This window comes from Microbacterium sp. AISO3, assembly GCF_002204305.1.
GTDB lineage: Bacteria > Actinomycetota > Actinomycetes > Actinomycetales > Microbacteriaceae > Microbacterium > Microbacterium arborescens.
Genome location: NZ_NHRF01000003.1, coordinates 1 through 14152, shown reverse-complemented (window position 1 = coordinate 14152; position 14152 = coordinate 1). Strand labels below are relative to the sequence as shown.

General features: G+C 68.4%; 16 protein-coding genes. 13 read left to right on the top strand and 3 right to left on the bottom strand.

The genetic code is table 11. From position 1 onward, the window contains the following. Positions 1-5 precede the first annotated feature (5 nt). From nrdF to CBF90_RS05155, 3 genes are all read left to right on the top strand, one after another. On the top strand, positions 6-983 hold the full coding sequence (gene nrdF / locus CBF90_RS05165; RefSeq protein WP_023954600.1) for a class 1b ribonucleoside-diphosphate reductase subunit beta: 978 nt from the start codon (positions 6-8) through the stop codon (positions 981-983). Between the two features lie 337 nt (positions 984-1320). Beyond that, positions 1321-2490, top strand: coding sequence for an RtcB family protein (locus CBF90_RS05160; RefSeq protein ID WP_064954920.1), 1170 nt, complete (start codon positions 1321-1323; stop codon positions 2488-2490). A gap of 136 nt (positions 2491-2626) precedes the next feature. Beyond that, positions 2627-3004 (top strand): hypothetical protein, encoded by a 378-nt coding sequence (locus CBF90_RS05155; RefSeq protein ID WP_141097132.1) that lies wholly within the window; start codon positions 2627-2629, stop codon positions 3002-3004. Positions 3005-3038: 34 nt separating this feature from the next. Here the strand turns inward: CBF90_RS05155 and CBF90_RS05150 are convergent, their stop codons facing one another. Beyond that, positions 3039-3749: an MBL fold metallo-hydrolase gene (locus CBF90_RS05150; RefSeq protein WP_088380075.1), complete on the bottom strand. Its 711-nt coding sequence runs from the start codon at positions 3747-3749 to the stop codon at positions 3039-3041. A gap of 94 nt (positions 3750-3843) precedes the next feature. On the opposite strand from CBF90_RS05150, the gene CBF90_RS05145 reads away from it, so the two are divergent. Beyond that, the gene (locus CBF90_RS05145; RefSeq protein ID WP_242435594.1) at positions 3844-4341 is read left to right on the top strand and encodes a TetR/AcrR family transcriptional regulator; all 498 of its coding nucleotides are present in this window, start codon (positions 3844-3846) and stop codon (positions 4339-4341) included. 106 nt (positions 4342-4447) lie between these two features. Here CBF90_RS05145 and CBF90_RS05140 read toward each other — a convergent pair whose 3' ends face one another. Both CBF90_RS05140 and CBF90_RS05135 read right to left on the bottom strand, forming a co-directional pair. Further along, complete coding sequence (locus CBF90_RS05140) at positions 4448-5803, bottom strand: MFS transporter (RefSeq protein WP_023954595.1); 1356 nt, start codon at positions 5801-5803, stop codon at positions 4448-4450. Next, positions 5800-6228: a MarR family winged helix-turn-helix transcriptional regulator gene (locus tag CBF90_RS05135; protein WP_064954916.1), complete on the bottom strand. Its 429-nt coding sequence runs from the start codon at positions 6226-6228 to the stop codon at positions 5800-5802. The genes CBF90_RS05140 and CBF90_RS05135 overlap by 4 nt, the downstream gene beginning before the upstream one ends. 369 nt (positions 6229-6597) lie before the next feature. Between CBF90_RS05135 and CBF90_RS05130 the strand changes: the two genes are divergently transcribed. From CBF90_RS05130 to CBF90_RS05090, 9 genes are all read left to right on the top strand, one after another. After that, on the top strand, positions 6598-7023 hold the full coding sequence (locus tag CBF90_RS05130; RefSeq protein WP_081731878.1) for a MarR family winged helix-turn-helix transcriptional regulator: 426 nt from the start codon (positions 6598-6600) through the stop codon (positions 7021-7023). Between the two features lie 22 nt (positions 7024-7045). Further along, positions 7046-7507, top strand: a complete 462-nt coding sequence (locus CBF90_RS05125) for a DUF3817 domain-containing protein (protein WP_088380073.1) — start codon at positions 7046-7048, stop codon at positions 7505-7507. 9 nt (positions 7508-7516) lie between these two features. After that, positions 7517-7921, top strand: coding sequence for a hypothetical protein (locus tag CBF90_RS05120; protein WP_023954591.1), 405 nt, complete (start codon positions 7517-7519; stop codon positions 7919-7921). A 57-nt stretch (positions 7922-7978) separates the two neighbouring features. After that, complete coding sequence (locus tag CBF90_RS05115) at positions 7979-8743, top strand: DUF1684 domain-containing protein (protein ID WP_064954913.1); 765 nt, start codon at positions 7979-7981, stop codon at positions 8741-8743. A gap of 79 nt (positions 8744-8822) precedes the next feature. Continuing rightward, positions 8823-10337: an ABC transporter substrate-binding protein gene (locus tag CBF90_RS05110; RefSeq protein ID WP_023954586.1), complete on the top strand. Its 1515-nt coding sequence runs from the start codon at positions 8823-8825 to the stop codon at positions 10335-10337. Then, complete coding sequence (locus tag CBF90_RS05105; protein ID WP_306460398.1) at positions 10334-11320, top strand: ABC transporter permease; 987 nt, start codon at positions 10334-10336, stop codon at positions 11318-11320. The genes CBF90_RS05110 and CBF90_RS05105 overlap by 4 nt, the downstream gene beginning before the upstream one ends. Beyond that, positions 11317-12192: an ABC transporter permease gene (locus CBF90_RS05100; RefSeq protein WP_023954584.1), complete on the top strand. Its 876-nt coding sequence runs from the start codon at positions 11317-11319 to the stop codon at positions 12190-12192. Before CBF90_RS05105 ends, CBF90_RS05100 begins: the two co-directional genes overlap by 4 nt. Next, positions 12189-13004: an ABC transporter ATP-binding protein gene (locus tag CBF90_RS05095; RefSeq protein WP_071917974.1), complete on the top strand. Its 816-nt coding sequence runs from the start codon at positions 12189-12191 to the stop codon at positions 13002-13004. The genes CBF90_RS05100 and CBF90_RS05095 overlap by 4 nt, the downstream gene beginning before the upstream one ends. Continuing rightward, entirely contained in the window at positions 13001-13780 is a 780-nt protein-coding gene (locus tag CBF90_RS05090; protein ID WP_088380072.1) for an ABC transporter ATP-binding protein, read from the top strand. Before CBF90_RS05095 ends, CBF90_RS05090 begins: the two co-directional genes overlap by 4 nt. The last annotated feature ends 372 nt before the right edge of the window (positions 13781-14152 follow it).

The window sequence follows — 14152 nt, the reverse complement described above, 5'->3', positions numbered from 1 at the left end:
CCGAAATGACTCCCGAACCGCTCAAGCTCGTCGACCACGTGCAGGCGATCAACTGGAACCGCATCCAGGACGACAAGGACCTCGAGGTCTGGAACCGTCTGGTGAACAACTTCTGGCTGCCCGAGAAGGTGCCGCTGTCGAACGACATCCAGTCGTGGAACACGCTGACGCCCGACGAGCAGACGCTCACCATGCGCGTGTTCACGGGGCTGACGCTCCTCGACACGATCCAGGGCACCGTCGGCGCCGTCTCGCTCATCCCCGATGCGATCACCCCGCACGAGGAGGCCGTCTACACGAACATCGCGTTCATGGAGTCGGTGCACGCGAAGAGCTACTCGTCGATCTTCTCGACGCTCGCCTCGACGCCCGAGATCGACGACGCGTTCCGCTGGTCGGTCGAGAACCCGAACCTTCAGAAGAAGGCCTCGATCGTCATGGATTACTACCGTGGTGACGAGCCACTTAAGCGCAAGGTCGCCTCGACCCTGCTCGAGTCGTTCCTCTTCTACTCGGGGTTCTACCTGCCGCTGCACTGGTCGGCGAAGGCGAAGCTGACGAACACCGCCGACATCATCCGCCTCATCATCCGTGACGAGGCCGTGCACGGCTACTACATCGGCTACAAGTTCCAGAAGGGCTACGAGCAGCTCTCGCAGGCCGAGCGCGACGAGATCAAGGACTACACGTTCTCGCTGCTCTACGAGCTCTACGACAACGAGGTGCAGTACACGCAGGACCTCTACGACGCCGTCGGCCTGACCGAGGACGTCAAGAAGTTCCTGCACTACAACGCCAACAAGGCGCTGATGAACCTCGGATTCGAGGCGATGTTCCCCGCCACGGTCACCAACGTGAACCCGGCGATTCTGTCGGCCCTGTCGCCGAACGCAGACGAGAACCACGACTTCTTCTCGGGGTCGGGCTCGTCGTACGTCATCGGCAAGGCCGAGGCCACCGAAGACGAGGACTGGGACTTCTAAGCTGACTCGCGCACGAAAGTGGCGCGTGTGACGGGATCGCTCCGGCGGTTCCCGGCGCACGCGCCACTTTTTCGTTGACGCCGCGCCATGCCCACGCATAGGGTTGCGAGGCTGCGCCACGAGGCACGGCATCACCGGAGGAACGACATGACCATGCGCAACGAGCGCCTGATCGCAGCGGACCTGGACCAGTTCCAGCTCCGCAATGAGTCGTACCCTCCGGTGCGAGACGCCTGACCCGCCACTGTCAGCACGCCCCGCACCGCACAGGTCCGGGGCGTTCGTGTGTTCCTCTCCATGCGCCCGTTCCCGGACCGTCATCACAAGGAAAGGAACCATGGAGAAGCTCTCGAACAGGCTGCTGTCATGGGCGAGCATCATCGACGAGAAGACCCTCGATCAGGCTCGCACCGCGTCTGGCATGCCGTTCATCCACCCGCATCTGGCGCTCATGCCCGATGCGCACCTCGGCAAGGGGGCGACCGTCGGGTCGGTCATCCCGACGCTCGGGGCGATCATGCCGGCTGCCGTCGGCGTCGACATCGGGTGCGGCATGATCGCCGTCCGCACGCAGTTCACGAAGTCGCAGCTGCTCGGCCGCGACCTGGGGACGCTGCGCGAGCAGATCGAGCGGGCGATTCCGCTGTCGGCCGGTCGCGACAACCGCAAGGTCGTCGCGACCGCCGAGCCGCGCATCGCCGAGCTGGAGGAGCTCGCCGAGAAGCACGAGTTCGACCCCGCGCGCTACGCCGGGCACTGGCGCAACCAGCTCGGGTCGCTCGGCTCGGGCAACCACTTCATCGAGGTGTCGGTCGACGAGACCGACGCGGTGTGGATGTTCCTGCACTCCGGCTCGCGGGGAGTGGGCAACAGAATCGCGACGCACCACATCGGCGTCGCTCAGCGGCTCGCGAAGCAGTGGTGGATCGACCTGCCCGATCCCGACCTGGCGTACCTCGCCGAGGGCACGGAGGAGTTCCGGCGCTATATCCGCGAGCTCCGGTGGGCGCAGCACTTCGCGCTCCTGAACCGCGAGGAGATGATGGACCGCGTCGCCCGTCAGCTGTCCGAGACGATGGGCGCCGACGTCGAGGAGCTCGAGCGCATCAACTGCCACCACAACTTCACCGAGAGCGAGAAGCACTTCGGCAAGCAGGTGTGGGTGTCGCGCAAGGGCGCGATTCAGGCGGATGCCGGCCGGCCCGGCCTCATCCCGGGATCCATGGGGACGGCGTCGTACGTCGTCTCGGGGCTCGGCAACCCGCTGTCACTGAACTCGTCGCCGCACGGGGCGGGGCGGGAGTACTCGCGGTCGGCCGCGCGCCGAACCTTCACGCACGACCAGCTGCGTGAGGCCATGATGGGCATCGAGTTCCGCGACACGGATGCCTTCATCGACGAGATCCCGCAGGCCTACAAGCCGATCGATCGCGTCATGGCGGATGCGGCCGACCTCGTCGAGGTGCGGCACACGCTGCGTCAGCTGGTCAACGTGAAAGGCGATTGACCCGCATCCCCGTCGGAGGAGAAAAGCGTGTCGGAGGGTGGCTTCCCGGAGCCCGCCCTCCGACACGCGGATGCCCGGGGGCCAGGCGTCGCCCTACGGGAACGCCGGCGCCCACACCGTCGCTTACGCTGACGACATGAACTCCGAGACCCGCCACCGGCCCCGATACCCCGTGCGCTCGAAGGCTCTCCTCGAGCAATGGCTGGCCGACTATCTTGCGACCGGGCCGCGGACGTCGTCGTCGTTCAAGGTCGCCATCCAAGACGAGTCTCTCGGCAAAGACACCGGTCTTGTGATCATGGTTCCGTTCGGGACGCCGGCAGAGGTCTATATGCAACCTGCGGGACCCGACCGGGCTGAGTGGGTGATCACGCTCACGGGGAGGGATGAAGACCTGACGGTCAGTCCGCAGCGGCTGGCCGGCTTTGCAGCCGAACTGCGCGTCGCGAGCGATCTGTGTGCGTACCTGCAGTTCCGGTCGATCGAGTGGGACCGGATGTCGGGCATGGGGTGAGAGCTCCGCTGCTGGCTCGATCAACGCGCCTCTCCTACGAGCTGGCTGCCTGAACCGCGGCGACAGCCTCGGCCGGTGAGCCGTGGAACGCCGGTCCGTGTCCCGGCAGCACCCACGCGGCGGGCAGGCCGGCAATGCGGTCGAGCGAGGCGATCGCCTCGGCGGGGTCATCGGTGAAGGGCGCCGGGCCGGGGCCGGAGCGCCCGGTCAGCACGTGCCGAGTGGTCAGCGCGTCGCCCACGAAGATGGCTGCGGCGGCGGGGGAGTACACGGCGACACTGCCCGGGGAGTGGCCCGGCATGTCGATGACGCGAGGTTCGCCGGGCAGCGGCAGGACGTCCCCGCCGGAGACCTCCTCGACGGCGGTCAGCCACTGCGGCCGCATCCCCTTTCGCGCGCCGTAGGCGGCGAATTGCAGAAGGGGACCGAGACGGACGGGACCGAGCGGGGTCTTTGGCTTCTCGCCGCCGCGCGCGCGAGCGGCATCCGCAGCGTGGACGTAGACGGGAACGCCGTGCTCGCGCCGCAGCCGTTCCGCGAAGCCGACGTGGTCGCTGTCGCCGTGGGTGAGGACCACACCGCGGATGTCGTCGAGGGTGCGCCCGATGCCGGCCAGCTCGCGTCGCAGGTCGCGATGAAAGCCGGGCAGGCCGGCGTCGACGACGGTGATGCCTTCGGCTGTGACGATGAGGTAAGCGGCGACGATGTCGTTGCCGATCCGATGGAGTGAATGAGTGAGTTGCATGATGTCCTCGGGTCATGGCTAATGTGTGTAGCCATGATAGCTTATGAGCGTAGCTTTGGGAGGGGCGATGCCGACACCGGAACGAACAACGCTCGTGAGCATCATCGACGCGGCAACGGCGCTGCTCGAAAGCGGAGGTATCTCTGCAGTGACTATGCAGGCGGTGGCTCAGGCGGTCGGGGTGAAGGCGCCGTCGCTCTACAAACGCGTGCGTGACCGTGAAGCCCTTCTGGCTCTCGTCGGTGGCGCGGCTGCGGACGATCTGACGAAACGTCTCGACGCGGCATCCGGCGGTCTCGAAGAGATGCTCGGCGCCTTCCGGCGCTTCGGGCGTGAGCGCCCCGAGGCGTTCCGCCTGCTCTTCACGAGCACGGTCGATCCCGACAAGCTCGCGGCGACGAGCGCGCCGGTTCTTCGAGCCACGACCGCCGCCGTCGGTGCCGGCCACGCCCTGGATGCCGCGCGGTTGCTGACGGCGTGGGCGACGGGCTTTGTCACGATGGAGCTCGCCGGCGCGTTCCGACTCGGCGGGGATCTCGACGAGGCCTACGCCTACGGCGTCGCGCACCTGGTCGGCTCGCTGCGCGGCTGACGCGCCCCGGGCTGTGCGTGCGCCCCGCGCTTCAGTTCACGCGGAGAAGAGCATGTCGGAGGGTGGCTTTCAGGAGCCCGCCCTCCGACATGCAGATGTCCTCCGGTCAGGCGTCGCCCTGGCCGATGTCGGCGGCCTCGGCGATCGCGGTCTCGTGCGGGCGGCCGAGGTGGCGCAGCGTACGGCCTGCGGCGGCGAGGATCGCGATCGCGACGACGAGCGCGGCGACACCGAGCCAGTACGGCGCACTCGGGGTGATCGCGGCGGCGAGGGGGCCTGCCACGGCGGGAGCGATCGCGCCACCGATGAAGCGCACGCCCGAGTAGGTGCCGCTCGCGACGTTCCGGGGCAGGTCGGTGGCCTCCATGACGGCCTCGGTCAGTGCTGTGTTGAGCACGCCGAGGAACAGGCCGGCGACGATGACAGTGACGATGAGCACGGTGGCGCTGTCGATGCCGATCGCGAGGACGGCTTCGGCGACGGCCAGCAGCCCGAGCATCGTGAAGAGCACGGGGCGCAGGCCCAGCCGGCGGGTCAGCAGGGGGGCTGCGAGCACCGAGGTGAGCGCCACGGCGAGTCCCCAGCCGAAGAAGACGAGGCCGAGCTCGTGCGCTCCGAACGTCATCCCGGCCTGCGCCGCGGCGGACTCGATCGGGTACGGGCTGTAGGCCAGAAGCACGAAGAACGCGACGTTGTAGAAGAACGCCGTCAGTGACAGGGTCAGCAGGGCCGGGTTGCGCAGCGCACGGAACGACGCGAGAAGCGACACCTTCGCCGGCGCTGCGGCCCCGGCAGCGGGTGCGGGGGAGCGGAACACGACGAGGATCGCGAGGAGCGCGATGGCCATGAGCGCCGCGGTCCCGAAGAAGGGGCCGCGCCACGACAGCTCGCCGAGCGCGCCGCCGAGGAGCGGTCCGACCGCGAGGCCGATGCCGAGGGATGCCTCGTACAGCACGATCGCCTGACGGCTTCCGCCGCTGGCGGCCCCGACGATGGCGGCCAGCGCCGTCGCGATGAAGAGCGCGTTGCCGATTCCCCAACCGGCGCGGAATCCGATGATCTCGACCACGCCACCGGAGAGGCCTGCGGCCGCAGCGAAGACGACGATGAGGGCGAGCCCCAGCAGCAGGGTCTTCTTCACGCCGAGTCTCGACGACACCCAGCTGGCGAAGAGCATGACGATGCCGGTGATGAAGAGGTAGCTGGTGAACAGGAGCATCGTCTCGGACGGCGTCGCATCCAGCTCGCGGCTGATCGCCGGGAGGATCGGATCGACCAGGCCGATGCCCATGAACGACACCGTGCAGGCGAAGGCGATTGCCCATACCGCGACGGGTTGGCGCCAGATCGACGCCTTCGCGGTCTCGGCTGTCGCCTTCGTCTGATCGCCGGTCGCGGACCGTTCTGTTTTCGTCGCGCTCGTCACGCGCACCTTCCTCTCGTCGGAGTCTGTCGGGGTCATTGCAGTTCCGGCTCCTCGAGCAGCGCGGCGAGAACCTCGGCCGCGCGCGCGAGAGCCGACCGGTCGGCGTCGCTGAGCCGCGACCACGCCGGCGCGGTCACCTCCAGCGCTTGCGAGCGGAACGCCTCGAACTGGCGCCGCCCCTCGTCGGTGATCGACACGAGCGAGGCCCGGCCGTCCTCGGGGTCGGGTGCACGATCCACGAGGCCCTCCGCTTCCATCCGGCGAACCAGCGTCGTCATGGTCGGCTGGCTCACGCGCTGCCACTCGGCGAGGTCGCTGACCCGTGTGGGGCCCAGCTCGTCGAGGGCGGCGAGCGCACGCCAGGTTCCTGCGGCGGCGGACGTCTCGACTCGGCGGGCCACAGCCCGGTTGAACCGGCTCGACGCCGACATCAGGCGGATAGGGGAGTCGGGCAACTGCATAGCTTCACTATACAACATGCATAGGCTAGCTATGTAAAACGTCGCGCTCCCGAGAATGACGAAGCCCCCGGCATCCTCCTCGCGAGAGAGGATGCCGGGGGCTTTCGCGTGGCGTCAGCGGCCGCCGTTGATCAGTCCGAGCCATTGACCGAACGGCTTCTCGCCGCGGATGTCGGTGTGTTGCTCGTCCTGCTCTTCGTTCGTGATCATGGTGACCTCCCCGCTTCTTCCGTGGAACTCATCATGAACATCCGCTCGCGTCGACGCTCGGTCCTTGACGAACGGCGCGCGGCGCGTTAGGGATGCGACACAGCTTTTCTGGCGGCTATCACCCGCACGAGTGAGCCCCCGCCTCCTACAATCGTGACCGTGTCGGAAACTCCTGCCCTCACGCGCGAGCCGCGCTTCAGCCCGGTCATCGCGCTCATCGCCGTCTCGGCGTCGTGGGAAGGCCGGCTCTCCGCAGCCCTGCGCGACCTCGGCCTCTCCACCCGCAAGTTCGGCCTGCTCGGGCACATCGGCTCGGAGCCGGGTATCTCGTTCTCGGAGCTCGCGCGTCGCTCGCACATCACGGTGCAATCCGCGCACACCGCCGTCCGCACCCTCGTCGACGAGGGGCTCGTCGCCGATGCGACGGCGCACGCAGGCTCGGCGTCCGACCTGCGCATCACGGCCAAGGGCATCGCGGTCATGGAGCAGGCTCACCAGCGGCTGCTCGAGCTCGACGCCACGCTGAGCGACAACATGCCGGGCCTGGCGGCCTCGATGGACGGCATCCGTGCAGGAATCGTCTAGGTCGGCTGGATAGGGTTCGGGGGTGTTCCGAACACCGTCGACCGCATTCCGTTCGCTCGCGATCGCCGAGGCCGTCTCGTGGACGCTGCTGATCCTCGGCTTGATTCTCCGCACAGCGCTCGACCTGCCGGTCGCCGTGACGATCGGCGGCGGCATCCACGGCTTCGTCTTCCTCTGCTATGGCGCGACCGCCGTGCTCGTCGCCTGGAACAACCGGTGGTCGATCGTCCCGACGATCTGCGCCGTCGGCGCCGCCGTGGTCCCCTATGCGACCGTGCCGACCGAGATCGTGCTGCGCCGGCGCGGCCTTCTCGAGGGGGAGTGGCGGACCGAGGCGACCGACGACCCGCGCGACCGGCGCGCGGTCGACCGGTTCCTGCGATGGTTCGTCCGCCGTCCCGTGGTGCTGGCGGTGATCCTCGCGATCGGCATCATCGCCGCATACGTCGTGCTGCTGGTGATCGGACCGCCCGGACGGGCGTAACGTGATCGGATGCCGCGCACCGTTGCCCGCCTCGCCCTCGCCGCTCTGCTGATCGCGGCGGGAGCGGCGCATCTGACCGTCCTCCGACGCGGCTATCGCATCGCGGTCCCGGACTGGGCGGCGCGGCTGCTGCGCACCGATAAGGACATGATCGTCGTGGCCAGCGGTGCGGTCGAGATGATGCTCGGCGCCGGGCTCCTCGCGCTACCACGCGAACGCCGTCGCATCGCCGCGGCGATCGCCGCCTTCTTCGTCGCCGTGTTCCCGGGCAACGTGCACCAGTGGCGCACCGGTGCGTCGGCTCCCGGACTCGACACCGATGAGCGGCGCTTCGGCCGACTCTTCCTCCAGCCCGTGCTCGTCGCGTGGGCGCTGTGGGCGGGCGGCACCGACATCCCCGGGCGGTCCCGCTGAGGGCGCAACAGTCCGACACGGAATTTCTCGTGGCGGTCCCACGTTTGGTTGCCTGTCATGGTGAGTACATCCGCATCCGCAGCAGCATCCGTCTCCTCGGCTGAGTCCGACTACCGAGCTTGGGCGGCTTTCCGCCGGGAGTCGGTCGCGGCCCCGCAGGGATCCCTCGCCCTCGTGCTCACGCACTGGTCGGCTCCGGGCGAGCCCGCCGTCGACGACGAGACTGCGCGCGCCGGGCATCCGGTCGATGCGCTGCTCACCCGTCTGCAGCGAACCGACATCGAGACCGGTCTTCCGCAGGAGGGCTACCGCATCTGGCGGCAGGACTCGCCCGCGAACGAAGCGTTCGAAGACATCGAGCGCTGGGAGTACGACCCGGCCTGGGTGATCGAGGGCCGCTTCGAGCTCGTCGATGAAGACCGGGTGGTCCCCTTCGAGCACATCAAGGACGGCGGCGCGACGCGCGGCCTCCCGGTCTCGGGCGACCTGGTCTTCGAGATCGACGGCACCGAGTACCGACTCGCCGCTTTCGACACCAACTACGGCGGTCCGAAGCTTCACCTCGTCTTCGGCGACCAGACCAACGGCGCCGAGTCCTACGGTGCCGGCCGGTTCCTCTTCCTCGACCACCCGGGCGCGACCGGCGACCTGGCCCCCGGTGACAGCACGCCCGTCACGGTCGACTTCAACCGGGCCGTCGTCCCGCCGTGCGGCTTCTCGAACCAGATGAACTGCCCCCTGCCGCCGCTGCAGAACCGTCTGCCCTTCCCGGTTCGCGCCGGTGAGAAGAAGGTCCGGTTCGCCGGCGACTTCTCGCTCTGATCTCCTTCCTGCAACACCCGAAACGGCGGAGCGCCCGCACCTCGCTCCGCCGCCCCCTCCACACAGCAAAGGAACACCCGTGACTTCACGCGGCTTCTCCCGGATCGTCGCCGCCACCGCGGCTGCGACGGCCGGTCTTCTCGTCCTGGCCGGATGCTCCGGATCCGCAGACCCGGCCGGTTCGGCCGGCGCGAGCGACCCGAACGCCGAGATCGTCGTCGGATCGCAGAACGAGCCGACCAACCTCGATCAGATCTTCGGCGGCTCGTCGGGCGTCACCGAGGTCTTCACCGGCAACGTGTACGAGGGTCTGTTCCGGATCACCGACGACGCCCAGGTCGAGCCGTTGCTGGCCGCGGAGACCAGCGTGTCGGCAGACGGTCTCGTCTACACGTTCACCCTTGAGGACGCCACCTTCCACTCGGGCAAGGAGCTGACCGCCGCCGATGTGAAGTACAGCCTGGAGCGGTTCGTCGGCGACGAGTCGATCGCGGCGCGCAAGCGCCAGTTGAGCGTCATCGACACCGTCACGGCGGTCGACGACAAGACCGTCGAGGTGACCCTCTCGCAGCCGTCGATCAGCTTCACCTACAACCTCGGCTACGTCTGGATCGTCAACGAGGATGCCGGCGACCTGACGGCCACCGCCGACGGCACCGGGCCCTACGAGCTCGGCGACTATCGCAAGGGCGACTCGATCACCCTCGACGTCAACGACTCCTACTGGGGCGTCGCGCCGAAGAACGGCGGGGTCGTCTACCAGTACTACGCCGACCCGACGGCCCTGAACAACGCCCTGACGACCGGTGCGGTCGACCTCGTCACGAGCCAGTCGAACCCCGACAGCATCGCGGAGTTCGAGGCTGCCGGCTTCCAGATCATCGAGGGCACCTCGACGACGAAGGAGCTGCTGGCGTTCAACGACCGGATCGCTCCGTTCAACGACGCGCGCGTGCGCAAGGCGATCTACTCCGCGATCGATCGCGAGAAGCTGCTCGATGCGATCTGGGACGGCCGCGGCGAACTCATCGGATCGATGGTGCCGCCCTCCGAGCCCTGGTACATCGATCTGGCCGACAACAACCCCTACGACCCGGCGCTGTCGGAGAAGCTGCTCGCCGAGGCCGGTCAGTCCGGCGGGTTCACGTTCACGGTCGACACCCCCGACTCGGGCGTCCACTCGACGGTCGCGGAGTTCCTCAAGTCGGAGCTGGCGAAGGTCGGCATCACGTTGAACATCAACATCATCACCGACGACGAGTGGTACCAGAAGGTCTACACCGAGAAGAACTTCGAGGCGACGCTGCAGGGCCACGTCAACGACCGCGACATCAACTTCTACGGCAACCCCGACTTCTACTGGGGCTACGACAACGCCGACGTGCAGACCTGGCTGGCCGACTCGGAGGCCGCGGCATCCGTCGATGAGCAGACCGAACTGATCAAGAAGGCGAACCAGCAGATCTCGGACGACGCAGCCAGCGTCTGGCTCTACCTCAACCCGCAGCTGCGCATCGCGGCCGAAGGCGTGTCGGGCGTGCCCAAGAATGGACTGAACTCGCTGTTCTACGTCTCCGACATCACGAAGGCCTGATCTCCATCACCCGGTATCTGATCCGACGGACAGGATTGCTGCTGCTGGCGTTCGCGCTGGCGGTGGTGATCCTGTTCGTCGTGCTGCGCGTTCTCGGCAACCCGGTCTTCGCTCTCATCTCGGTGGGGGCGACGGATGCCGAGATCGCGGCCGCCGCCGCGCGGCTGGGCGTCGACCGGCCGATCCCGGAGCAGTTCCTGGCCTATCTCGGCCAGCTCGCGAGCTTCGACCTGGGGCGATCGTTCACCAACAACCTTCCCGTCGGCGATGAGATCCTGCGCCGGCTCAACGTCACGCTGCCCCTGACCCTCATCGCGTTCACGCTGTCGGTGCTGATCGCGGTGCCGGTGGGGTTCATCTCGGCCTGGAAGGCGCGCACCTGGTACGGAACCGCCTTCTCGGCCGTGTCGCAGCTCGGCGGCGCGATTCCCGTCTTCTGGGTCGGCATCCTGCTCGTCGCGGTGTTCGCGCTGAACTGGCGATTGCTGCCGGCGGGCGGCTTCCCGCGGCGCGACTGGGAGGACCCCGGGGCCGCGCTCGTGTCACTCACGCTTCCGGTGCTCACGATCGCGATCGTGGCGGGCAGCGATCTCGCACGTTACGTCCGCAGCGCGACGCTCGACGTGCTCGGCCAGCAGTATCTGCGCGCGGCTCGGGCCACGGGGCAGAGCTTCGCCACGGCCATCTGGCGTCACGGCGTGCGAAACGCCGTCGTCCCGTTGATCTCGATCCTCGCGATCCAGCTGTCGACGACCTTCGTCGGCGCGGTCATCATCGAGCGGGTCTTCGCGCTCCCCGGTCTCGGTGACATGCTGCTGGTCGGCATCAAGGAGCAGGACTTCCCGAGCGTCCAGGGGGTGCTGCTCTTCTCGACCGCCCTCGTTCTTCTGCTCGGTTTCGCCGCAGACATCGTGCAGCGCATCATCGACCCGCGACTGCGCGACACGATCTCGGGCAATCGCAGAGCGAGGGCGGCGACATGACGGCAACGACCCTTCCCGACACGGGCACCGTCCCGGCGACGCGGCCCACCCGGCCCCGCCGCCGACGCTCGATCAACCTCGCCGTCGGCGGCATCCTGTTCGGCGCCATCGCGGTGATCGGCCTGATCTCGCTGCTGTGGACCCCGTTCACCTTCGACGACACCAGCGGCGGCCGGCTGCAACCGCCGTCCGCCGAGCACTGGGCCGGCACCGACCGCCTCGGCCGCGACCTGTTCACGCAGCTCATGATCGGAGCGCGGCTGGCCCTCACCGTCGGGTTCGGATCGGTGTTGATCGCGGCGATCGTCGGTATCGGTCTCGGCCTGCTCGCCGCCGTCGCACGCCGATGGGTGGACGACGCCCTCACGAGCCTGCTCGACATCGCGATCGCCTTCCCGACCCTGCTGCTGGCGATGCTGATCGTCGCCTGGCGCGGGGCATCAGTCGATTCGGCGATCCTCGCGATCGGCCTCGCCGGCTCGGCGGTGATCGCCCGGCTCACGCGCATCGCCGCGACGCGCGTCCTCGCGATGGACTACGTCACTGCTGCACGCACCTCGGGCACGGGCAGGCTGGGCATCGTGTTCCGGCACGTGCTGCGCAATGTCTGGCCCACCCTCATCGTGCCGCTGGCACTCCAGTTCGGCGGAGCGGTCGGTGCGGAGGCGTCGCTGTCGTACCTCGGGCTCGGCTCCCCGCCGCCGAACGCCTCGTGGGGCCGGATGCTGGAGGAGGCGCAGAGCACCGTGCTCGTCGCCCCGACCGCGGCGATCCTCCCCGGCGTCCTGCTGGTCGCCTTCATCATCGGCGCGAACCTGCTGGCCGACGGCCTGCGCGACATCGCCGATCCGACCACGAGGAGCATCGGATGACCGCCGCGCTGACCGCATCCGGTCTCGGCGTGCGGCTGGGTGACGACCGCACGCTCGTGCACGGCGTCGACGTGACGCTCGAACCCGGCGAACGCCTGGGCATCATCGGCGAGTCCGGCTCGGGCAAGTCGCTGACCGCCCTCGCGATGCTCGGCCTGCTCGCGTACCCGCTGACGCCGTTCGGATCGGCGACGATCGCGACCGCCGAGGGCGAGGTGGAGGTCGTCGGAACCCCCTCGCGCCGCCTCGATCGGGTGCGGGGCCGGACGATCTCAGCGGTCTTCCAAGAGCCGCTGGCCTCGCTCGATCCGCTCATGCGCGTGGGCAAGCAGCTGGCCTGGCCGCTCGCGAAGCACCGCGGGCTGGCCGGAGACGCGCTGCGGCGCGGCGTGCTCGATGCCCTGACAGATGTTCAGCTGCCCGACCCGGAGCGCATCGCACGGTCGTTCATCCACGAGATCTCCGGGGGCCAGCGGCAGCGCGTCGCGATCGCCCTCGCCCTGGCGGCGGGCCCGAGCATCCTCATCGCCGATGAGCCGACGACCGCGCTCGACGTCACCGTGCAGGCCGGCATCCTCGATCTGCTCCAGCGTGAGGTGACCGAGCGGGGGATGACGCTGCTGTTCATCAGCCACGATCTGCCGGTCGTCTCGCAGATCGCCGACCGCGTGCTCGTCATGCGTGACGGGCGTCAGGTCGAGCTCGGCGACACGGCGCAGCTGCTCCGGTCGCCCCGGCACGAGTACACCGCGCAGCTGGTCGCCGCCTCGCGCGCTCTCGACGACTTCCTGCCGGCGAAGGGAACCCGATGACGGCCGACGCTCACGCGAAACTCGCACTCGAGCACGTCGACTTCGCCTACGGTCGCGGAGCGGCCGTGCTCCACGATGTCTCGCTCTCGCTCGCGCCCGGCGAGACGGTCGGACTCGTGGGGGAGTCGGGCGCGGGGAAGACATCCGTTCTCCGCCTGCTGCTGGGCCTGGCGGCACCGACATCGGGTCGCGCTCTCTTCGACGGCGCACCGCTTCGCGTCGGCGACCGCGCGCAGATGCGGTCGCTGCGCCGCGCCGTGCAGCCGGTCTACCAGGACCCGTTCTCGTCGCTCGACCCGCGGATGACGGTGGGGCAGTCCATCGCCGAACCGCTGCGGTCCCTCGGTATCACCCGCGACCGGAGTCGCATCGACGCGCGGGTCGGCGAGCTGCTCACGGCCGTCGACCTCGACGTGGAGGCGGCGTCCCGCTACCCCGACGCGTTCTCGGGTGGGCAGCGCCAACGCATCGCGATCGCCCGTGCCCTCGCGCCTCGCCCCCGTCTGCTTCTGGCGGACGAGCCGGTGAGCGCTCTCGACACGTCGGTGCGCATGCACGTCATCGAGCTGTTCCAGCGGCTCGCCGCGGAGCAGGGCATCGGCATGCTGCTGGTCTCGCACGACCTGACGATCGTGTCGGCGCTGTGCGAGCGCATGACGGTGCTCCGCGCCGGTCGCGTCGTGGAGGAGGGGCCGACATCTCAGCTGCTCACGTCGCCCCGCGACGAGTACACCGCGAAGCTCGTGGCCGCCGTGCCCCGGCTTCCCGCGGAATGACGGGGATCTGCGACCGCGACACGCCCGGGATGTCGCGCCGCTTTGCCAGGATGCCGGGAGCCGCGTAACTTATTACTTGTTCGCCCCACAGGGAAGAGCGAGAGGGCCGGAAGGTCCCGCCTCCCTCAAGCGGAGAACAACCCGAAACAGACGCTTCCGAGCGTCGCAGGTCCAAGACCTGCCACAGGGTCCCCACGACACCTCACAACCGAGTCGGTCTCCGGCTCTGGTTATGAACAGGTCAAGGGTGGGGTATGGTTGTGAAGTTGCCCTCTGGGCTGGCTGTGAGGTCAGTTGGGGGAGCGTCCGATCCTTGAGAACTCAACAGCGTGCACTTGTCAAATGCCAAATAACCTCGACTCCACTTCGGTG